The organism is Pseudomonas sp. NY15437 (genome assembly GCF_048068435.1).
GTDB classification, from domain to species: Bacteria; Pseudomonadota; Gammaproteobacteria; order Pseudomonadales; family Pseudomonadaceae; genus Pseudomonas; species Pseudomonas nitroreducens_B.
The window spans coordinates 644,328-664,197 of sequence record NZ_JBLUQC010000001.1; the positions used below are offsets into that span (position 1 = coordinate 644,328).

Annotated in this window: 20 protein-coding genes; 9 read left to right on the top strand and 11 right to left on the bottom strand. The window is 57.7% G+C overall.

Annotated features, from left to right (window positions below; translation table 11 throughout):
• Positions 1-228: 228 nt before the first annotated feature.
• On the bottom strand, positions 229-756 hold the full coding sequence (locus ACNFIA_RS03040) for a hypothetical protein (RefSeq protein ID WP_416782819.1): 528 nt from the start codon (positions 754-756) through the stop codon (positions 229-231).
• A 188-nt stretch (positions 757-944) separates the two neighbouring features.
• On the opposite strand from ACNFIA_RS03040, the gene ACNFIA_RS03045 reads away from it, so the two are divergent.
• A complete protein-coding gene (locus ACNFIA_RS03045) occupies positions 945-1,577 on the top strand; it encodes a hypothetical protein (RefSeq protein ID WP_416782820.1) in 633 nt (210 codons plus the stop codon).
• Between the two features lie 112 nt (positions 1,578-1,689).
• Complete coding sequence (locus tag ACNFIA_RS03050) at positions 1,690-2,046, top strand: hypothetical protein (RefSeq protein WP_416782821.1); 357 nt, start codon at positions 1,690-1,692, stop codon at positions 2,044-2,046.
• 422 nt (positions 2,047-2,468) lie between these two features.
• Here the strand turns inward: ACNFIA_RS03050 and ACNFIA_RS03055 are convergent, their stop codons facing one another.
• Positions 2,469-3,638, bottom strand: coding sequence for a hypothetical protein (locus tag ACNFIA_RS03055; RefSeq protein WP_416782822.1), 1,170 nt, complete (start codon positions 3,636-3,638; stop codon positions 2,469-2,471).
• Between the two features lie 118 nt (positions 3,639-3,756).
• Between ACNFIA_RS03055 and ACNFIA_RS03060 the strand changes: the two genes are divergently transcribed.
• Positions 3,757-4,737: a hypothetical protein gene (locus tag ACNFIA_RS03060; protein WP_416782823.1), complete on the top strand. Its 981-nt coding sequence runs from the start codon at positions 3,757-3,759 to the stop codon at positions 4,735-4,737.
• The gene (locus ACNFIA_RS03065) at positions 4,725-5,249 is read left to right on the top strand and encodes a hypothetical protein (protein ID WP_416782824.1); all 525 of its coding nucleotides are present in this window, start codon (positions 4,725-4,727) and stop codon (positions 5,247-5,249) included. The genes ACNFIA_RS03060 and ACNFIA_RS03065 overlap by 13 nt, the downstream gene beginning before the upstream one ends.
• Before the next feature lie 79 nt (positions 5,250-5,328).
• Here the strand turns inward: ACNFIA_RS03065 and ACNFIA_RS03070 are convergent, their stop codons facing one another.
• A complete protein-coding gene (locus ACNFIA_RS03070) occupies positions 5,329-6,255 on the bottom strand; it encodes a competence protein CoiA family protein (RefSeq protein WP_416782825.1) in 927 nt (308 codons plus the stop codon).
• A 143-nt stretch (positions 6,256-6,398) separates the two neighbouring features.
• Here ACNFIA_RS03070 and ACNFIA_RS03075 point away from each other — a divergent pair, with 143 nt between their 5' ends.
• From ACNFIA_RS03075 to ACNFIA_RS03085, 3 genes are all read left to right on the top strand, one after another.
• Complete coding sequence (locus tag ACNFIA_RS03075; RefSeq protein WP_416782826.1) at positions 6,399-7,388, top strand: hypothetical protein; 990 nt, start codon at positions 6,399-6,401, stop codon at positions 7,386-7,388.
• A 220-nt stretch (positions 7,389-7,608) separates the two neighbouring features.
• Positions 7,609-8,139, top strand: a complete 531-nt coding sequence (locus tag ACNFIA_RS03080; RefSeq protein ID WP_416782828.1) for a hypothetical protein — start codon at positions 7,609-7,611, stop codon at positions 8,137-8,139.
• Between the two features lie 65 nt (positions 8,140-8,204).
• Positions 8,205-8,756 carry a GIY-YIG nuclease family protein gene (locus tag ACNFIA_RS03085; RefSeq protein ID WP_416782829.1) on the top strand — a complete coding sequence of 184 codons (552 nt, stop codon included), beginning with the start codon at positions 8,205-8,207 and terminating at the stop codon, positions 8,754-8,756.
• A gap of 439 nt (positions 8,757-9,195) precedes the next feature.
• Here ACNFIA_RS03085 and ACNFIA_RS03090 read toward each other — a convergent pair whose 3' ends face one another.
• The 3 genes from ACNFIA_RS03090 to ACNFIA_RS03100 form a co-directional block, all read right to left on the bottom strand.
• A complete protein-coding gene (locus ACNFIA_RS03090) occupies positions 9,196-10,515 on the bottom strand; it encodes a type II toxin-antitoxin system HipA family toxin (RefSeq protein WP_416782830.1) in 1,320 nt (439 codons plus the stop codon).
• 97 nt (positions 10,516-10,612) lie between these two features.
• Complete coding sequence (locus ACNFIA_RS03095) at positions 10,613-10,843, bottom strand: DUF433 domain-containing protein (RefSeq protein ID WP_416782831.1); 231 nt, start codon at positions 10,841-10,843, stop codon at positions 10,613-10,615.
• A 66-nt stretch (positions 10,844-10,909) separates the two neighbouring features.
• A complete protein-coding gene (locus ACNFIA_RS03100) occupies positions 10,910-11,284 on the bottom strand; it encodes a type II toxin-antitoxin system PrlF family antitoxin (protein ID WP_416782832.1) in 375 nt (124 codons plus the stop codon).
• A gap of 248 nt (positions 11,285-11,532) precedes the next feature.
• Between ACNFIA_RS03100 and ACNFIA_RS03105 the strand changes: the two genes are divergently transcribed.
• On the top strand, positions 11,533-11,664 hold the full coding sequence (locus ACNFIA_RS03105; RefSeq protein ID WP_416782833.1) for a hypothetical protein: 132 nt from the start codon (positions 11,533-11,535) through the stop codon (positions 11,662-11,664).
• Between the two features lie 22 nt (positions 11,665-11,686).
• Here the strand turns inward: ACNFIA_RS03105 and ACNFIA_RS03110 are convergent, their stop codons facing one another.
• From ACNFIA_RS03110 to ACNFIA_RS03130, 5 genes are all read right to left on the bottom strand, one after another.
• Entirely contained in the window at positions 11,687-12,094 is a 408-nt protein-coding gene (locus ACNFIA_RS03110) for a DUF6957 family protein (RefSeq protein ID WP_416782834.1), read from the bottom strand.
• 414 nt (positions 12,095-12,508) lie between these two features.
• Positions 12,509-14,431, bottom strand: a complete 1,923-nt coding sequence (locus tag ACNFIA_RS03115) for a TniQ family protein (RefSeq protein ID WP_416782835.1) — start codon at positions 14,429-14,431, stop codon at positions 12,509-12,511.
• On the bottom strand, positions 14,412-15,347 hold the full coding sequence (locus tag ACNFIA_RS03120; protein ID WP_416782836.1) for a TniB family NTP-binding protein: 936 nt from the start codon (positions 15,345-15,347) through the stop codon (positions 14,412-14,414). The genes ACNFIA_RS03115 and ACNFIA_RS03120 overlap by 20 nt, the downstream gene beginning before the upstream one ends.
• Positions 15,340-17,274 (bottom strand): Mu transposase C-terminal domain-containing protein, encoded by a 1,935-nt coding sequence (locus tag ACNFIA_RS03125; protein ID WP_416782837.1) that lies wholly within the window; start codon positions 17,272-17,274, stop codon positions 15,340-15,342. The genes ACNFIA_RS03120 and ACNFIA_RS03125 overlap by 8 nt, the downstream gene beginning before the upstream one ends.
• Positions 17,267-18,034: a Tn7 transposase TnsA N-terminal domain-containing protein gene (locus ACNFIA_RS03130; RefSeq protein ID WP_416782838.1), complete on the bottom strand. Its 768-nt coding sequence runs from the start codon at positions 18,032-18,034 to the stop codon at positions 17,267-17,269. The genes ACNFIA_RS03125 and ACNFIA_RS03130 overlap by 8 nt, the downstream gene beginning before the upstream one ends.
• 169 nt (positions 18,035-18,203) lie before the next feature.
• On the opposite strand from ACNFIA_RS03130, the gene ACNFIA_RS03135 reads away from it, so the two are divergent.
• Positions 18,204-19,145: a hypothetical protein gene (locus ACNFIA_RS03135; protein ID WP_316136208.1), complete on the top strand. Its 942-nt coding sequence runs from the start codon at positions 18,204-18,206 to the stop codon at positions 19,143-19,145.
• Positions 19,146-19,870: the final 725 nt, after the last annotated feature.

Consider the following 19,870-nt stretch of genomic DNA (forward strand, 5'->3'; position numbering starts at 1 on the left):
CAGCCGATAGGAGCGAGCAGCACACGTTTAAGCCCCGCACGGCCGTGCGGTAGGTGGTTTCAAGCTATAGAGAGGAATGCCTTTTTTAACTCGTGTGCAAGTTTGGCGGGCGCCTGCCCGCAATACTAGCGGGCAGTCCAACGCCAAGTCGAGTGTTTACGAGACCGGGGGTCGACAAAGGGCCCGGCAAGCCCAACCCCTACCTGAATCTGGCCAAGCCATCCCTCGTTATTTCAGGCCTTTTCGGCCGACCCATTTAATTATTCTTTCGACAAGCTTCGCTTCTTTGTCCGAGAAGTGAAGCTCGCCATCCCCCTGCTCTGTGGCCAATTTACGTTTCAGGTTGCGCATCCGCAGTACGGAAAAACCAATGACGCCGGCGCTGGCGACGCCAAGGCCGATTCCTACCGGCACGGCGATTGGGGTCGATGAAATGACGCCAGCGGACATAAGCGAACCGGTGATTCCGCTCGCGCCGATACTGGTTCCGAATAGGCCCGAGCTGCCAATGACCGCGCTGCCAGCGCCTGTGAGTGCGGTTCTAACGCCAGCGACTGATACGGCGGTTACTCCCGCTGCGGCAAGGAGAGAGGCGCCAGCGGTGTAGACAAGTGACGAAATCGCGGCGGTGCTCAGATAAGTACCGGCCACATAGCCGGAGGCGACCGAGGTGACGATCATGCCGCCTCCATAGTGGGGGACAAGCGAGCCACCAGCAGCCAGGGCAGTCAAAATCGGTATCAGGGGGATAGCCATTTTCAGCTCCTTTCAGCGGAGGTGCACATTCTGCCTTAGGCAGGATAGCCATCAAAGTGCCACCTCGCAGGCGTGTTCCAGTGACCTCAGATTCGCGCTCATTAAATATTCCAAATGCCATGGAATGTTCCATTGACACAGGAATATTTACGCCTTAGCCTACTCACATTCCAAGACGAGTGGAACATATGGGCCTCGAAGACAAGATCTGCCAATTCGCCAAACCTGACACCAAGGTTACCTATGAAGACCTGTGCGATGAGGTATGTGCCGCCTATGTGGGCCACTTGAAAGCAGAATCCGAAAAATACCGCTGTGACGCTGAGGCCTTGGACAAAGTGCTGGGCGGGGCCGGCCATTTCCTCGCCATTACCAAGAGCTGTTACGCGTACGCTGTTGACGGCCTTCTAAGGACTACCGGCATCGGTATCCAGGATGACCACTGGCTGGATTTCTCATCCTTTATCAACCAGGCGCGTTGGGACGCTGAATTTCATAGTGCGAACTCCCGGGCGCCAGGCCTTGAGAAGTTGTTCAAGTTGGGCGCGATCCGGGCGCGACTGGATATCGACACGTTGGGCCATGCAGCCGAACAAGCCCTGCCCACCGTTCTCCAGAACACAGACTGTGGCTACCTCAGCCTGCTTGAGGTCGCATTTCTGGCGCAGATGAACGAGAAGTCCGTCCGTAACGCCACTCAACCCACTGCGCCAGATCGCCTTCCTACCCGTAAAGAGGGCATCAGGACAGTCGTGGACTCCCATGACGCATTGCGCTGGTTAAAAGGACGTCGGAACTTCACGCCCACAGTCCTGGTTTGATGCTACGTGAACCTGATCTAGCCCCAGAAGTGTTCTCGTCAGAACCCGATCCTGATGCGCTGGGTGCTGCGCCGCACAACGCGTCCCTATCGACCGTCTCGAGATGAACCTCATGACAAAGATTGCCCAACAAGCCGAAGTCCTCTGCGCTGAAATGCTTCACCGGATCGCAGCTCCGACTAAATACATTGCCGGCTTTTCCACCCGTCTCGGCCGCCAATTAGCGTTACAGCGAACTCAACAATCGATTTACTGCTGGACTGAGGAGGTCGCACTAGCGGGCGCTCCGATCTCTCCGATCCGCCTCTATGCGGCCAACGAGCGTCGCAACTCCAACCTCAATGCGAAGAACTGCCCGAATCTCAAGGTCGGCAATTCGCTTCACTACTGGAAATTTGCGGACACCACGTCCTTTCAGGACTTCCTGAATTGGTACGACCAGCGTCCTCAATCAAGCGGCCACCGCTAGCCCATGCGGCCTCCGACAGATCGAAGGGCTAGCACTGCACGTTGTCATGTACTCGGACAGTCATACCGATGGACAGCAGTCGAACGATAGGCTCATGCGGATAAGACGGATGGCGGATCATCGACTTTGTGGATACCGGACATCCAGCTTTGCTCATGATGTGGAACAAGCGCCAGACTGGATACAAAGCTATGGGCTATAGGATTCTGGACTTGTTCAGTTCAATGCAGCTTCTTGAACAAAGCCGATGATAGGCTGCTGCGTCACTGAGCTAGCAGCCGGTCTCGCGGGAATGGCTGGTAGCTCGATAAAAGAGCCCCATTGCACGCTGTGCAGTGAAGTAGTCCTTGATGGTATCAGTCATGTCATTGCTCCCGATTTTGGCGCAACAGAAAACACCATCAGTACAGCTCATTGGTAAGTCACCACGAATATCGACTCGGTATCTCGATTACCTTGTCTAGCCATTCATCGGTAGCGTCAGTAAAGGGGTCGAGCCAATCGGCTTTTGCCCGTCCCCAGGCCAGATGCTCCAATTGCTCTGGGGCCAGTCGCCCTTGCTGACGTAAAGTCTGCTCGAACTCATCAAGGTACCGACGAAGCAAACATGCACGCTCCCATTGACGAGCCTTCCTTAACAGGCCGAGGAGCTGTTTGCGCTCAGCATCTTGCATCGCTTTCTGAGCTAGCGCTGTATCACGCTTGTGCTGACGTTCCGCCGCTGCGACAGCCTGTTGCTCACGGCTTATTAGATGCTCTACTGCTCGACGAGCGATAACGCAGATAATCTGATTAAGCTGCTCTTCGACGGTTCTCTTGGTGGAATCAACAATCTTTCCACCGTATCCATCAGCAACCAGAACTTGAAGAACCCCTGTCGGGTAGTACTGCCAATCAGGAATCCTCACCCATTGATTGCGTGCAAGCTTCTTCAATTCCTGTTCGGTCGGTTGATATTTGGAGCGCCGGGCAGCCTCAAAAAAAGTCAGCCCAGTCCGTATTCCTAAGATGTTTACGTAGGTGGTTTTCTTATCCAGCGTAACGGAATACCCCCGCAGCTCAATCGCTTTGATCAACGCGTCCGCCACGCGAAGGGCCCGGGGCAGCATCGTTTTAGAAACACGAAGATCCAAGGCTTCTCCACGTGGCCTAGGGAAGTCTCGTTGATCCAAATACGGATCAGAGAATGCCTTTTGAGTTTTTATCACCAAGGCATGGGGACTTCTCAGGCTTTCAGATACTACGATCTGATGATCGGGGAGCTTCTCGTATTCGAGGATCGGCTGCAGGCGAGGATCCTCTGGCTCAGGCGTACTGTTCTGAGGGGAATTGCCTCGTGTAGTTGCTTGCGACCCATTGGGCTTAAGCAAGTTAATCGGCAGCCCCGTGTAGTCCCTCAAAGTTGGAGTAACGGCAACTCGTTTTCCGGCCCTAAGTTTTGCCCAGTGGCCACGCGAAGGAGTTGGAATTTGCAACCTGGAGCATAATTTCTTGAGGCCTACGTCAGAGAGGCCGTATCGCGGGGCAACCACGCTCATAGGCTCCGACCAAACTTCGTTGAGTAATAGAGCTCGGTCATATTCGTTTTGCATACGCCCCTCCAACAAACGCCCCACGCCACAAAAATGGCTATTAGCCATTAACCCCCTTGGCAAACCACTAGCCCAGCACCGAGGATATACCCTCGAATCCCGCAATGGAGTGCCCACAGTGTCCCGCCGTCCCGTCCAGAAGCCCATCCACTACGTCCGAGCGACCTATAACCAAAACACCGCCCCAAACAAGCCGTTGGAGCAACTGATTCGCTCGGCCATGAGCAAACTGGGCAACATGGCGCAAACCGAGATCGCTATGGGGACACTCGGTATCGTAGGTATCCGTCACCGCGACACAACATTGACCAATCCTCTGTGTCTCGCTATCGGCGCTGGCGTACCTGGGGAGAAGATGACCACTATGGGGCTCAAGGTGACTGCGGCTGCTGATCTTGACCAGGCCACCCAAGCCCCAGCCAACCGGGCGTTCAAGTTGTCCGAAGCGTTCGTGCTCATTGATCAAAACGATGTTCTCCTCGTCACCGAGGGCAGCTTTCGAGTGCCCACCATCGCCAGCTATCTACGTGAACTAATCAGCAAGGCCACCTTGCGCTCAGGTGACGTGGCATTCGAGTTGCGTAAGGTGACCAACCAAAACAAGAAAAAGGTGCTGGAAGACGAGGGCATCAAAGAGCTGCGCCTGAACACCACCATGTACCGCGCGACACAGGAGCTGGACGGCCAAACCAACGGTACAGCAACTGTATCCTCTCGCCTGAAATCGTTCGTTGGCACACTAAAAGATCTGTTCGCCGAAGACGTCAGCGATACGCAACGAGCTCTATTGGCACAGCATTGGGGCGAAGTCCAAGTCAGCACCGTGATCAAGGCCGATGGCGGCTCCAGGGCGGAAGCGATTGTGCTCGACGCCATGCGCTCTGTCGGCGAGGACGTTCTGGACGAAGAGGATGACAGCATCGATGTCACTGTCATCACCAAGAAAGGCACCGCCATTCGTTTGGGTGAGGTCAACCCAACCAAGAGGGTTCGTTTACTGCGCCGCGACGGAGCCAACGATCTGATCAATACTGAGGTCTACAAGGAGCTGAACGACTACAGGGACGAGCTCGTCATGCAAAAGCTATGGCAGAAATAACCACATTTGAGCCCAAGGTAAGCTGGCGGAAAATCTTACTCTTCGGGCTCTATACACTGATCGCGGCGTTCTTTGCGTGGCAATTCCAGGCCAAGTACCACAACAACAGTAATGCCCTAACGGTGCTCGTCACAGTCTTCTCGATCCTGGCGGGCTTTCTGATCGCCGTCATGGCCATCGTCGGCAATGAGCGCGCCCTTCGGGGCAGGAACTGGCGGCAAGATACCTTCTACCTGATACAGATACGACGTGATTTGAAGCGGCATGCAGCGCTGTTCTATCTGTACCTGGCGATTCTGGCTCTGGCTTTCTTGGCCTCATTAAACCTAGCCTGGCCTGACCCCGTGCAGATCGGAGTTGAGGGCTTCCTACTATTCCTCGCCTGCCTGGCCATGCTCCTGTCGTTTGCCTTGCCGGGACAATTGACCCGCAGACACATCACCGACTTGGAAGCCATCATCAAGACACGCCAAGAAGAGGAACTAAAGCAACGTCCCCCTAACGATCACTAGTGCCGTTGGATCACTACTGACTGAGCTATAACCACGCCGTCACCCCGCCATTTCGACATGCTTGCGGAACCAGTCCCGATCATGGAGACGGTGAGCTTGGATGCCCGGCCTCTGGAATGAGAGTGACCATCGAAGCGATACCCTGCAGCTCTAGCGCGCCTAGCTCTGCCAAAACCATCTCACTTGCCCACAGGGGAAACACCCAATTGCGGTATTTCGGGGCATAGCGCCCGCCAAAACGCCGAGCCAGCAGCTTCAAGTACTGCGCTACCGCTGGGCTGTAAGCCACGCTGCGGAGCGCCAAGGCGCCAAAAGGCAGCAGCCAGGCGTCGATCCACATGCCCCCCACGACGAAGCGTCGCGGCAACCCTTGCCCCGCCAAGGAGTCTGGAGCCTCGGTATTGCTACTGACAGCCTCCGCCAGGATCTCTGCAGGCTCACCTGCGAGAGGAATTAGCCAATGTTTGTTCTGCACGGCATGCAGAATAAACGCGCGCAAGCTGGCCGACGGGACGCGTGCCGCCTGATGGGCGTATTCGCGCAGGTCAACTTCCACCACGCGCGTGGCCTTGGCTCGCAGCCGTGCCAGCTTTTCCTCATTCACGAAAGAGGTCACGGCGATCTCGATTAATAGATCCCCATCCGGGAGCTGTGCCACCAGATCCGGACGTACTCCGTCAAACCACACCTCTTCCTCGATCGCCTCGAAATCCCACCAGCTACTGGTGTCTTCGGAACCTGGTGCTTGCCCTGGCATCGGCGGCAACTGGAGACCCATCGCCTCGCGGATGACCTGCTTGGCATAGCGATGCAACACACTCTCAGGGACAATGGTGCAGCTGGCTTTGCGCGACTGATGGGAAAAGTGGTGCTCCCGAAACATGCCCTTACGGGCCACTACAGACTCACCACACGACACGCAAACGCAGGCACAAGCGAGTCCACGCTCAACCTCATCGATATGGACAATTTGCTTCAGCGGATTCACGGCAACAGACATGGACATGGCGACCTCCGTCCTTTACGAGCCCGCCGCCAACATCGCTGATCCATGCTGGCTAAACTGCCGCATTCAGAAGGATTCCGCTTTTCCCACTTTGCATCGGAGTGCTACAACCGGCATTTCGCTGACAACCAGGGATGGCAGGCATGCAAAACGCGCTCAGTCGCCTCAAACAGGAACTCACCGATCGTCCCTTCACCGGCCGCACCTATGAGCTGTTGCAGTTCATGGTTGACCAGAGCCTGACGCGACTCGATGAGACAAACGCACAGCCGTTGACCTTTGAGGCACTGGCCCTGCAAAGCGCCTGCGCCAACCCAACAGAGCGGGAGATGTTGCCTAAGGATTGGATGCCGAAGAAACCAGTGCTAGAGGCGACGCTGACGCGAGTTCAGCACGCGCTACCGTTACCGCATCTGCAGTTTGGCTATGCCAAAGGCGGAGGGCGCGGTAACCCCAGCCTGTATTGGCTTGAGCTGGCCGCAGCGCCTGATAACTCTGCGCTAGACACGACATCTGAGCCGGCGCCCTCCGTCGAGTACCGGCGCTCTGCCCGGGGCACAGTCAAACCCTCCCTACTGATCCGCTGGCTGATGAGAGACGGACAGATCCGTAATCGCAGCCCACGTGGACTTACGCTGCTGGTCGGTGTGCTCATCGGCACACTGCTGTGGGGCTTGAGCCTGGCAGCGGTTTTGCTGGCCTTAGGACTCACTCACCAGCCACTGACCTCGAGCAGCCTGGTGATCTTGCTCGTGTGCTTGGCAGGCTTCTGGATCGGCTGGAAACAGCTCTATGAACCTTGGTTTCGCCTGCTGGATGAGCGAGTCGTCAAAGCACCGTACTGGGTGCCCGCCGTTCTTGAAGATCCCTGCGAGCTGGAGATCTTCCGTCACGACAAGCAACGCTGGATCCGCCTGGTGCGCTATGACGCTGACTGTCCCTTGTGCGGCGGCACCATCGAATTAATGCCAGGCAAACCGGATCAGTGCTTGCCCCTGGTTGGCCGCTGCCTCGAAAGCCCCCATATCCATGTCTTCACGTTCGATCGCACGTCACTACAGGGCACCTATTTAGGCCCCGCCCTACCACCGTCGAGGCTCGCCAGCACACCGAATGACGAATCCCCCGACTGACTGGTAGCCAGGCGGCGACTCAATCGATTGACCAACGCGCCTCATCTGACTGCACCATGATCTGTTGATCCAGCAACACATCAGGCTCCTTGACAAGGCTAGCTGCCGGCGAACCGCCATTGCACCGATCACGGGTTATGCGAAGGGCGGTTCGACTCCTAAAATTTTCTTGATTTATTTTAAAATAAAGATAAATTAAGGAAAACTAAGGAGCTCATCCATGACCGTACAGTACATTCACGACGCCGATGGCACCCCGATGTTTGCCGTACTGCCGATTGACCAGTACCGCCAACTGCTCAACGGGCAAGGCGCTATACCGGCCAGCGCGACGCTGCTCTCGGCAGATGGGCGCTATGTCAGCCTGCCCCACGGCGGCTCCGACGCCAAGCTGGACGTCGTCCAACTGATTGAGTTCTGGCTCACCGGCATTAGGGACGGTGACTTGGACGAACACATGGCGATCAACTCCCGCGCCCAAGTGTTCGATCGCTTCCCTGCGGCGCAACAGACCTGCACTTTGGATCCGCTGGTGCGTGACCGGTTTCTGCAGTCCCCCAGCTATCGCAACACCATGCAGGTAACCACCGAAGTGGTCGACGCGCTCGTGGCCACCGGGGTGTTTAGCCGCTGCAGCAAGCTCTACCCGGACTTGTCGTTTACCCGCAGCGTCAAGGCCCTGGAAATCGATCAGACCAAAGCCAAGGCTTTCCTTGAACAGCATGCGCCGGCCAAACGAGCGCGCTCGTAACTCGACACGGTTGCTCGCTCACCATTTATTCACGCTCCCCCCATCCGCCACCCAGGAGGCGCTTGATGTTCGATGAACGCGTGTTGAAGCGGATCGCTGACGACCTGCAGGCCCAGGCTAATGCTGTGCGTAAGGCCAACGTTATCGCGCACCATCAGATCCGTGTGCCGCTGGCAGCGATCCACCAAGGCTATCCCGAGCAAGCCCTGCAGTCCCTGAGCCAGTGGGCCGGCCAAGGGAAATCGGCAACACCCTACCTGTATCAACTCGCGGTTGCCGATCCTGGATTGGTACCGACACTGCATGCCGCCTTTGCTGATGCCAAAAACAATGGCCAGGCCAATCGCGCCTACGCACGTCAACAGGCGCCTTCGGCGACCCTCTATGTGGGGAGCTCGCAAAAATTGCTTGAGCGGATCAAGCAGCATTTTGGATACGGCTATGCACGTACCTACGCCATGCAGCTCTGTCACTGGCTGCCGGCAGCATTGGACGGCTACCTGGAACTTCAGGCCTGGCGGTTTGCAGCGGATACGCCGACCTCGCTTATTCAGGCGATCGAGGACGGCCTGTGGCGCCAGCAGCAGCCGATGTTTGGTCGTCAAGGGGCACGCTGATCCAGTTGGCGTTATGCCTCTGCTCCAGCACGCTGGACATCGTCTTTATCTCCTACAGGGGGCAGTTAATCGTACCGTTGCTGGACATCAGCTCTGCGCCTGTCTCTGCTTACCTTCATCATCAGCGCTCTGTCGCAGAAGGATCGAGATCCACTCGACCAAAGTCCTCCACATCCGGCCAGCCCTCGTCATCGAACATTGTCGCTACACATCGGGCCCGGCGAAGCGTCGACAGGGCATAAAAGAAGCAGTTCTCACAGAGACACAGTCGATACTGTTCACCGGGGTTCATTGCACCCGCCCCCCAGTTCGCCACTAACTCACCGCACCGACAGCCATCTGCTTCGAGCGGAAGCTCCTGCCGGCATACATCGCAGTGCGCATGTGGATCCGTCGGATTTTTCGACATGTCATCCTCCTCGTGCCGTTGTAGTGCACCTCAAAAAAGACCCCACTCACGCAAACGTGCATCCAGGTTATTTAGCGGAATCGACGGAGACCTTCGCACTTCATCCGGCATCTCCTTCAGCAGCTCGGGCAACGCCCTGAACTCTTGAGCAGCCGCTCTAAGTCGGCCAAACAGTCGGTCGGGGTCGAGAATCCCTCCAAGTGATGCGCAGGCCGCCGACCAATCCGGCGCCCCCATTCGCTCCCGCGCCCATTTCGTGGTGCGCGTGATTCCTTCTGAGTCCATCACCATGGGCGCCAAATCGTAGATCGGCGCCAGTTGAAGGCGGCCGTCGTGCCGGAGGATCGAGGTGTTCCGCCCGTGGTTGTCCGAGTTGCCGAGGATTCGATTGAGCAAATCGCGGCGCAGGTACTCACACGCCAATTCCTCCATCTCGTCAGCCTGTTGGTTCGCTCGCCAGAGCAAGAGTAGGCGACGAAGCACATCCTCATGCCGCATATAGGAACCGGGAATGCTATTGCCGCAAACCGAGTAAAGCGACTCAACCGCGAGCCGTTCAATGCGACCATCGGCACGCACTTTACGATCAAACCGAGGCATCCACAGGCTGGGGCTCTCGGCGTCCTCTAGCGCTAGCCCGTCGGTAGAAACCGTGTTCATGCCCAGCGTCGCGATCGCTCGGTAATACTGGTACTCGGCTCGCAGGATGTTCTTGTCGCGCTCGCTGACGTCGTTGCGCGAGAACTTCACCAACCAATGGCGTCGCACCTGGTCATCTGGCAGCAGCGCATCCAGATGTAGCGCGCCCGTCCAATCTTCGCTCACCAGCAGCTTGGGGGCCTCGCCCTGTGCGCCAGTCCCAGCACTGATGGCAGCACCGGCTTCGGCGGCGTATTCGAGAAAGCGGTCGGAGCGCTGGATAATCTCGCTGCGAGGAAAAGCAGCGGGCGTGCACTTATCCAACCCCGCGCATGACTGCTTCACGCGCATATGGCCAATGGGGGCCGGCGTGTGGCGCTGGAGGAGGAAGAAGTCCAGCTCCATGCCCAGAGGTTCCGCTCTCTCGAAGCGCTTCTTCAATCCTCTCCGCGCCGCCCCGGCAGGAATGATGTCGAGAATGAACGCGGGATAGCCAGTTGAACGTCGGAGCGCCCAATTCAACTCCAGGTTCACGCTGACGGACGTCTCTAAGAGGGAGTCCCTCTGGTTGATAAATTGGGAGAGGTAGTCGTCGACGTAGGTCACCCAGCAGGGGCTGTTCTCAACATCAGAAGGGTTCTCAACCGTCAGTACCAGTGCGTCGTACCAGCAGCCCTTCACATAGGTCTGAATCGTCAGTTGCTCGAACATTGGCAACCCTCGGAATCTTCGCGGCGCATGCGCACCACCCCATGCCGCATTAAACGATTTCGCCGGTGGGCTTAACGAGGGGCAACGACCACTGCGATCAGCGAGACGGCAGTTCACCGCGTGGGTGAGCCAGCCTGTACAGACGAGCCTGCTGAATTTTCTCTGCCGATAACTGCGGGTAGTCATCGAGGATCTCTTCGAGGGAATAACCAGCGTCCAGGCTCCCGAGGATCATATCGATCGGAATCCTCGTCCCCCTGAATACCGGCACGCCGCCCATGATGTCCGGATTTGTCCACACCACGTCGTCATCATCGCCACTCGCCATAGCCGTCCTCCGTCATGCATCGACCCCTGGTACAAGGTCAAACGCTCATCTACTGGTGAAAGAGACCTACTCGTCCTCCGCAGACAATAAGGAGTCGAGGTCGATCGCTACTCCCTGGATCAGCGCATCGATGCGCAGCAGCAGGCTCTCGTCCACACACCGCAGATACTCCGGTTGCTCGGCGATTTGCCGGTCGATCCGTGCCAGCAATAGGCCGATTGCCGTGTCCGACCTCGCGGTCATCGACTGACCTGCGCGCAACACTCGAAATTGCGGCAATAGCTCAAAGACACGCAGGTCAACGGCCACCATTTGGGCGACGGGGCGACCGTGCTTGGTGATGATGACGCATGCGCCACTCGCGACCTGACTCACCAAGCGCGATAAGCGCCTCCTAGCTACCTGTAGGCGGTAGATCTCAACAGCAGCATCGTCCAGCATCGCGTTGTCCTCCTGCCGAGTACCAGCTCACCGCCAATTCAGCTGGACAGCCTGACCGCCTATTCCTCGTCGACATCGTCAGTTCGGCCGCCTATTCAACGATGGCGGCGCTAAAATTCCACCAACCGCCAGAAAAAACCCGGGCCACTGCGATGAACCACGACACGAGCGACCCCGTTTTTCGCCAAAAAACATGTCGGCACGTTGAGGCAACCCTGGCACTCTCTGGCTGCACTACGAGCCCTAAGGTGCAGGGCCTGCTGCAGCTGTACGAAATCGGGCTGATCAGCTCGGCTGAACTGGTCAGCACAGTCAAGGCGCTGTACTCCACGTTTCATGACGAGCAATTGGCATCACCACCGACGGCCGATGACAAATGATCAACCGGCTCGTCTGCAGTCGTTAATGAATGGCCAGCACTGCCCGGAGCGAAGCGGTTTTCTGTACGCCCGGCCCCAGCAACACATACACCGTGTGCTTGCTCTCAAAAAACCCGGCCACGTCCCAGGCCACCTCGTAAGTGCTGCGAATCCAACTGCCCGGTGGGCAGCGACTGGCGCTATCGAATACCACCTGATGGGCGAAAATCACGGCCGCTCGCAACCCCACGCTCGCCAGGTAATTCAGTGTTTCCGGCTCGCATTCCAAGTTGATGCGCGACCACTGCCGCACCAGGCAAAAAGGTTTGTTCGGATAGCGCCGCTGAGCTTCAGCTAGCGCCTCTGATTCCTCGAGCAGGCAACCCTCCAGGGGCGTCCCCTCCCCATGCAAGACATCCCAGCACTGGCCAACGAACTGTTCCACATCCATCGCGCGACCTCCCGTTGGAGTTACTCGATTGCCGCTTCTTTGCTCAGCTGAAACTCGCGCTCAACGTCACGCACTGGCGTCAGCTACTGCAGCGTGGGTGGCGACTCAAAAATCCCGCGACACAGCATTCCCAAAAACACATCCAGCGATCTCCGGCCTCCGGGCCGCTGGAATGTCACAACCAAGTACTGGCTATGCCCTCTCGTGCACAGCAACCAGTAGAGACCGTCATGCACCACTCGATGGATGTCCGACGTCCGGATCAGATGCCCGTTCCGGAATCGCCGCTTGGAATCCCAATGGACGATGCCCAATGCACAACCAGCGCAAATGCGAACGTCCGTGAGGTAGGCCGTGATCGGCTCATTGAAATCACGGCGCAAGGCCTGCAGCAGACGTTGCTCAGTCGCGCGACTAATAGGCCTGGTCATCGCGCCCTCCGACGACATGCTCAGCGTTTACGAAATCGGCGTCCTCATGCGAGGTTTCGCTCAGCACCCTCTCCGGACTACGGCGCCAATCGGCTGGCCGCTGCGATGCGACATTCACTACCGCCGACGTGCTGATGAGCAAACCCCGTTGGATGCCGACACTGGCAGAATGGCCTGGTTGCGCTGTCACCCCCTGGCTCATGAGCGGTGGGTATAGCCAGGCCGATTTGGTGTTCAGTTGCTCCGCGACATCGGCCAACACGATGTTGCGAGACAGGAATTCGATCAGTTGCGCCACGGAAATCCAGCACCGCTCCCTGCCAGCCACCATTTCCCGTCGACACGGCAACCGGCCAGTTTCTATCCAGCCTCTGATGGTCTGGTGCTTCCAACGGGTGAGTCTGGTCAGATCGGTAATACTCAGCTCAACGCCTGATACACCATTGGGCTCGACAACGGCCAGTAGCTCGCGTTGATCGAAGCGCAGCGCCGCCAACCCCTCAATGTTGGGAAGCCGAAGAGCCGGTCGAAGCCGACCCGCACCGATTTGGCGATACAACTCGGTAACCTGATCACGGGGGAAACGTCGCGCGTTTATCTCCTCCAGACTTATTGTCGTTCCAGCTTTCCGGTCAACGTAGGCAGCCATCAATCGATCTTTGAGTTGCTCGACCTCTGCACGCCAGAAATCCCCCCTACCGAACAGGGGTCGCTGCGACTCTGGAATTCGCTGCAGTACTCCGCTTTCGACCAAACGCTCGCGCAGGTGGCGAGAGATATTGAGTAACCGCTGTACGTCCCGCGCCGTGAGCACCTCATTGGCGAGACGCTGCTGCGCCTCGACCTCCGCACGAGCCACCAGGCAATACTCATTGGCGCCGCCCTGCAGCACCTGTCCGCGTAGGCGGCCGGCTTTGACATAGGCAATGATCCGATCGGGAGAGGAGCCCAGCAGGCGAGCTGCTTCGGCGGTGGTATAGCTCGACTTCTGCCCGAGCAGGTCACTGCCGATCTGCTTCATCTTCCGATTGATCGGTGCCACGGCGTGTTGCACCAGGCACTGAGCAGCACTTTGCACTACGACGGCATACTCTGGCCGATCAAACTCCCGATTGAGCTGCCGATACCAACTGCCCAAATGCGCAATGAATTTCGAGTTTTGTCGCTGATTGGCCTGCTGGATACGCTGCAGCACGAATGCTCGAAATCGCTCGGGCAGATCTTCAAGGAAATGATGGGCGGCTCGATTCAGTCCCTCTGCCTCGCGAAGAGGAATAGGACTGCCCCGGCGCCACCGCTGGGCTCGGGTCAGGTTGGCGAGGAATACGACAAACGTATCGATATCATCGGGCAACGCGGTCAACCCGCCCAGCTGCTGCTGCATTGAGTGAACAGCGTGTTCCTCGCCACCGATAAGGGCAGATACCGCCAGGTTCGCCGCATCGGCGATCGGCATGCGCTGCTGTGAGAAATCCGTTCCGCACCGGCAACGGGTCAATGGCCCCTGGCTATGGCTAATGGGCCGCTTACAGGCCGAACAGCTGTCCATCAGCGCTGTACCGTGGTGCACGCACGCCGTCAGCAACTCGTGATGCCAGGCTTGGCGTAGATAAGGTGCCTCAGCCAGGCATTGCGGGCACACCGCAGCGGCCTGCCGAAGGAATACGCCACGAGCCAAGCCGCCCAGCGACGAGGAGAATCTGGCCATCGCAATGAGCGGCTCCCGGTTGAGGGCATAGTATTCGGCGAGTTGCTGCAGTTCCTCGACGTTGAATAGCCGTTTGGTGCGCAACCCGGCAGGGCGCAACAACTGCTGAGTGCTGGGGACAAAATGGGCGACGGCCAGACGCTGCAGATAGCTGGTCAGGCTTTCATCAGCGAACGACTCAGGCGCGAAGGGCAGCATGGTTATGCCCTCCGTGCAGCACTCCAGCGTCGTGCATAACCGAAACGTAAGCCTGCGCCAGCCGCTCCGCTTCTATGGCCACACCGTCCTCGAACGGATTGAGGCGCTGACCCGACACCATGATGGCTTGATCGAACGCCCGAGCAAACTGGCGATAATCCGCCTCGTGGGGTTGATGCTCAGCATCTGAGATCGACACCACTTCCTGGAACAGGCGATGCACCACGCCATAACGGCCCGCCGAGGCCAGATACATGCGTTGGGCAAACTCATAATCGCCGGCAGAGAATGTGTTCCAGCCCATCTCCACGAGCGCCGCCAAGGCACCCGCCAACGCGGCACGAAACGCCTGAAACTCGGCACCCTGCCACTGATAGGGGTAATACTCGATCTCCCGGCGCGACCGGCCAGCCAATTGCTCATTGGCCTGGAACAGGCCCAACATGGACGGCAGACCAACCAGCAACAAACCGCAGCCCGCCTCGTCAAAGAGCCACTTGAGGAAGTCCCCAGCGGCACGCACCGTAACGGTACCTCCCCGTTCGAGCATATGCTGCGTTTCGTCGAAGACGATGAGCTTGGTGCCCGCCTGCCTCAGCCCCTGCAGCAGAGCGTGGTCTGCCACGACCTGGTTGCGATACATATCTGGCGGCATGCCCAGCGACGTCAGGCAGGCGTCTGGGAGTGCTCGACGACTCAGATGCTTGGGACTGGTGACAATGAGAATTTCGCGTGTCGCCGTACCGGGCATCGGGCTTGGCAGACTGCGTAGCAGCGTGGACTTGCCCACTCGACTGGGCCCCACGATGGGCAGAATCTGCGGGCTCCCCGCGCGTGCACGTAACAGCACATCATTCATGGCGTCCTCGGCAGCCAAGAAACGCGCATGGCAGATCAGCGGATGGAAACTAGCCATTCGAACGCTCCCGCCGGGGCGCCGGCACCACAATCTCATCGGCACTCATGTGGTGGGGCGTTTCCGGCAGCATCGGCGGTGCTACTTGTGCCTCCAGCTGCTGCTGTACCTCTGCTGTATGCTGGCGCTGTTCACGTGCCCGCGCCTCGCGATTATTCTCAGCAACCTTCCTACGATGCCCAGGCTGACTATCGCGCGTGTACCGTGCTAATGCCTCTGCACGCAGTTGCTGATAGTCAAAGCCCGTCATCACGCCGTGTCCGGTATACCGCTTCCTCAGGGCCTTCGCGACGTCGAAAGACACTGCCGGAACGGCCGGCATTTTGTTATGCAGGCGAATCAGACTGCGATCATCCGGGTGTACGGCGAACACCGCCGAGCAATCGTCCGGGTTATAAAGAATCTCCAGACTCTGGATGGTGCGCCGCCGAGCCAGCTCAGCGAGTTCTTGGCTGTGGTACTGGAACCCTTCAAAGTCCACACCGTAATGCTGCAGTCGGCGCGTGATTCGGTTGATGCTGAGGATCAGCCGCTGGATCTTCTCGAGAGGCGGCGGAGGCAACGGCATGAACTGCTGCATGGCCTTGGCCATCGCCTGGTGGATGGAAGTCTGCTCGCGATAACGAAAACCCAGCTTTTCCCTCGGCACATGGATGTAATAGTCCGCCACAAACCTCATGATCTCGCCGTAAATCTGCTCGATCGTATAGCACGCCTCGGCCTTTGCCTTTGCGTGCCGATTGCTGTTCCGCTTGTCCTGACTGCGCGTCGACCCCGGAAATTTATGAAGCAGGAGCTTGTCGAGCGCGCCGAACAGGGACTCAACGTGTCCCTTGTCATCACCGCGAGCCACTCGGGCGTATTCAAAGCTGATGCCAACCTCGCGCAGGAGATCGATGGCAAGGTTGGAGGTGTTTTCTACCGCGTTGTCATACACCACGGTGGAAAGCGCGCAGGGCGCGACCAAATCGGTCTTGATGCCAAAACGCCGCTTGAATGCCGCGTCCTTGGGAGTGAAAAAGGTCTCAAAAAGCTTCAGCAGGGTGTATTCGCTGGGTTTCCCAGCACAAACATAGATCGCGAGGGGATAGGACGCGTAAGGGCAGGTCATCGCGTAAAGCGTTAGCTGGGTATAGTGATTTCCCACCTCATCCAGGCAGTACATGTCGATCGTTTTGGCATCCAGCTCGACGCGTTCGAACGGCTGCTTTACATCGAAGCAACGAACAGCCTGACGGTTCCACAATGCAAATGTCCGTGGATCGAGCCGCCCTTCCTTAACGAGTTGTTTGGGCATCTGCTGGATCAAGCGGCTGACGGTTTTTCGATCCAGTAGCCCTGGGACGCTACCTGAAGGGCACTCGTCTTTCAGTTGGGTATTGACCAACAGCGCAACGTTGCTCAGGTTGAGCTTGTCGTCCCGCATGAAGGTTTTCGTGATGACCTTTTCAGCGAGCTTTTTGGCTGCCCGTTTACTCGACCAGCCGGAACCTCCGCGACGACTGAATCGTGGGATGAGCCCATCAAACCCTGACGCCGCGAAAGCCTGACGATATTTCGCCATCGTCTTGAGGCACGGCAGCTTACGCCCCCGCTGGCCACAGAAGATTTCCAGTCTCAGTCTGTGATCCTGCTCATCGAGCGCCAGCCTCGCTAATTGGGAGTTGAACTCCAGTAACGCCAAGCGAAACTTAGCTTCCTCCCTCTCCTTAGGCGTCGTAACTCGTGGTACCGGTTCGATCAAACTGGACAAGAGTCGGATCTCCCCTCCAGCGATAGCATTGTGGAAATCCCGCAGCGCCAGGGTCACTACCATCCCACCTTTGCCCTCCAGGTCGATATCGCCTAGCAGGGGCTTGATCGCCTTGATCTGGTAGCAGGTGCCATCCTTCTCCAGCGCCTGCCCCACTGCCAATGTGTTACTCATACCGCAGCACCTCGAACACCCCGAGCGAACCAAACGCGGGCTCTACCATGAAGTCCATGTGCTCCAGCCAGTGCTTGCACAGGTCAAAACGTAAAACCCCCAGCAGCAGACCCGCTCCTAGGTAGTAATTGGCCGGCGTGAGGCCGGCGAGTACCTGATTGAGTGGGCCACGAAGTTGCTCCGGCGCAAGTACAGAGAGCGGCTCGGCCCATCCCGCCAAATGGCTGTGAGCCTGGGTCACAAAAGGCAGCAAAAGTTTCAGGTTGCGCTGGTATGGAGCAGGAAGATCCGCTTCGCTGATCACGACAAAGCGCCGTCCAAGGGCCAGGAATTGCGTTTTCAAGTGGGCAAACCACTCGCGATGCCCCTCAACGAAGGCCTCGGGCTTCACCTCGACGACCACCTCCAAGCCATTCACATCCACGACGAAGTCCGGGGTGTAGAACATCTGCCCGTCCTGGCGATGCCTGGGGCGCTCAGGGAGCAACCGCCCCGAGGAAAGCTCAAGGGTGAACGGCTGAGCTCGGTAACTGCGTACCCGTGGATCCAGTTCCAGGGCCTGAGCCACGGACTGCTCCAAGCGTGACTCCAGGCGAATTTCCACCCGACCATTTTTCGGTGAGCACATGACAAAGGCCTTCCGCCCACGGCGGGTGCGGCGAGCCACATCACGACTGTGGGACGGAGAGAGGGCATCTGTCTTCATGGCGACCGCCTGTCCGTCGTAGCACGAGGCACGTTGTTCATTTCGAGAGTCCATTGCAAGCCATAAATATCACAACTCAACATCTATTTTTGACCCATTCAGACAACGTCTTTTTCTAGGAGTAGGTGATGTTGAAGCGCCTGTCAAGATAGATTATGGTTCAGCAACAATTAAGCATAAATTGACAGCGCTCTCCATCCCCGAGAGCGCGGGGGAGTCTTACGTGGGGCGAAAGATCAACACCGCCTGGTTCGGCCACTACCGCGTGGCGGAGCAAGCGCTGCCCGTCTGTCTGGCGGCTGGTGAACATCGTGCCGACGTCATCGCGCGTCACGCGCACGCTGCCGGGTTGAAGGACGCGTCGTTCGTCCGAGTGATGAAGGCCGGACGCTACCTAGACAGTGAGTGCCACGAACTGTCGCCCGACGCTGTACGGTGCAGCTACATGCAGGCGGATCTACTCGAGAAAATTTCGCGCATCAACAAAACGCTGGCGGCGGAACAGCTCCCGGGGGTACTGAGTAACACGGTATCCTTGGATGAGCTGAAAGCGCTGTATGCCAGTCTGCGCGAGCAGGATCTCACGGCCAAATCGATCATCAGTCGGGATGATGCTCGGCGCCTGACCACCAGCCATGAGCGTAATTGCACGCAGGCAATCGCACGCGCGGGGGCTGCGTTTTTTGGCGCGCCGAAGGGACAGATTCTTCGCCAAACCAAGGGCACCGAATTTGTTGCCCCGCACTATCTGGTGATGGACAAGGAGCGCCCCCACGCGGCCGTTATTGCGCGCGTCGGTGGCCGCTCGAAGTCAGCGACTGCGATGGCCTTTGAACTGCTGTACTTGGCCCTCGCCCTTCGCCACTGGGTACCAAATATTTGGTTCGTTTTCCCCGAAATAAACCCCGTAGCGGCCAAGCTGGCCGCCTTGTCGGTGGCGCTCAAAGCATCGCCCAAAGACCAAAACTGGCTGCATATCGCAGAGCTCGAGCCAACCTCCCTCGAGCTCAAAGTGTTGAAGCGAGGCCGCTACCTAGCCCTGGGTATGCACGAGACATTTCATCATCTTGCGCAGGATTTCGGGTGGGATGGCAAGGATCTGAAAACAGGCCAGGAGTGCAGCATTACCCTGATTAAGCCACCAGAAAAGCCGCTGGGAGGATAGGGGTAACCGGTTCCTAACCCAACACTCAGTACAGCTGCCACTGAGCTAGTGCTATGCCATTGGTAATGGGACTGAGACCGGATAACAGTTAGCACGGCGAGCATCGGGCAGCACACATCAGAAAGCAAAAAGGGGAGCCGTAGCTCCCCTTTTAAGATCATTGCGTGTGTTGTTGCTTTTCTTGATCAATTTGTTGTTGTTTTTAGCGACTGACGCGCAGCGCGCCAGGCTTAGCCGACCCACACGGGGTCGAAGGCAAACAGATTTTTTTGGCAGCCGGTCTTACCCTTGCCATGAACTGAGCTAACCAGTGCGGGGCTACCTGCAGGTAGTTTTATTCTCTTGCGCTGGTCGTCGGAGGCCCGAAACGGCACACCCTCTCCAAAAAAATCGGTTTGCTTCCACTCTGTCGTCTTGTTGTTGTTGTGCCAGAGTCGAATCGTTGTAGTTGTCGCTATTGTTTTTCTTGTACAAGAAATTAAGCACAAGCCATGCCATAAAATAAAAATACTTATATTTCAATAAGTTGACGAAATTTATCGACGAAACTGCAGACGACATCCGCCGTTTTTGTTCCCATACGCCCCAACAGCCGGAATGCTCCGTAACACCGACAGGCGGCGCCACGACGATGCTGATGAGCACGCCACTACCGTCGCACGACGGTGGGGGAGCTAACGTAGCGCATCGCGAGGATTCAGCCCGCCTGGCCGCCACTCTAGGGG

Bases quoted from the DNA above. Each gene is read 5' to 3' on its own strand.
- ACNFIA_RS03100 (WP_416782832.1), bottom strand. From the start codon at position 11,284: ATGCTGGACGATGCTGCTGTTGAGATCTACCGCCTACAGGTAGCTAGG.
- ACNFIA_RS03040 (WP_416782819.1), bottom strand. From the start codon at position 756: ATGGCTATCCCCCTGATACCGATTTTGACTGCCCTGGCTGCTGGTGGC.
- ACNFIA_RS03050 (WP_416782821.1), top strand. From the start codon at position 1,690: ATGACAAAGATTGCCCAACAAGCCGAAGTCCTCTGCGCTGAAATGCTT.
- ACNFIA_RS03115 (WP_416782835.1), bottom strand. From the start codon at position 14,431: ATGCTGCCCTTCGCGCCTGAGTCGTTCGCTGATGAAAGCCTGACCAGC.
- ACNFIA_RS03095 (WP_416782831.1), bottom strand. From the start codon at position 10,843: ATGGCGAGTGGCGATGATGACGACGTGGTGTGGACAAATCCGGACATC.
- ACNFIA_RS03110 (WP_416782834.1), bottom strand. From the start codon at position 12,094: ATGGATGTGGAACAGTTCGTTGGCCAGTGCTGGGATGTCTTGCATGGG.
- ACNFIA_RS03090 (WP_416782830.1), bottom strand. From the start codon at position 10,515: ATGTTCGAGCAACTGACGATTCAGACCTATGTGAAGGGCTGCTGGTAC.
- ACNFIA_RS03070 (WP_416782825.1), bottom strand. From the start codon at position 6,255: ATGTCCATGTCTGTTGCCGTGAATCCGCTGAAGCAAATTGTCCATATC.
- ACNFIA_RS03080 (WP_416782828.1), top strand. From the start codon at position 7,609: ATGACCGTACAGTACATTCACGACGCCGATGGCACCCCGATGTTTGCC.
- ACNFIA_RS03065 (WP_416782824.1), top strand. From the start codon at position 4,725: ATGGCAGAAATAACCACATTTGAGCCCAAGGTAAGCTGGCGGAAAATC.
- ACNFIA_RS03055 (WP_416782822.1), bottom strand. From the start codon at position 3,638: ATGCAAAACGAATATGACCGAGCTCTATTACTCAACGAAGTTTGGTCG.
- ACNFIA_RS03085 (WP_416782829.1), top strand. From the start codon at position 8,205: ATGTTCGATGAACGCGTGTTGAAGCGGATCGCTGACGACCTGCAGGCC.
- ACNFIA_RS03130 (WP_416782838.1), bottom strand. From the start codon at position 18,034: ATGGACTCTCGAAATGAACAACGTGCCTCGTGCTACGACGGACAGGCG.
- ACNFIA_RS03125 (WP_416782837.1), bottom strand. From the start codon at position 17,274: ATGAGTAACACATTGGCAGTGGGGCAGGCGCTGGAGAAGGATGGCACC.
- ACNFIA_RS03120 (WP_416782836.1), bottom strand. From the start codon at position 15,347: ATGGCTAGTTTCCATCCGCTGATCTGCCATGCGCGTTTCTTGGCTGCC.
- ACNFIA_RS03075 (WP_416782826.1), top strand. From the start codon at position 6,399: ATGCAAAACGCGCTCAGTCGCCTCAAACAGGAACTCACCGATCGTCCC.
- ACNFIA_RS03045 (WP_416782820.1), top strand. From the start codon at position 945: ATGGGCCTCGAAGACAAGATCTGCCAATTCGCCAAACCTGACACCAAG.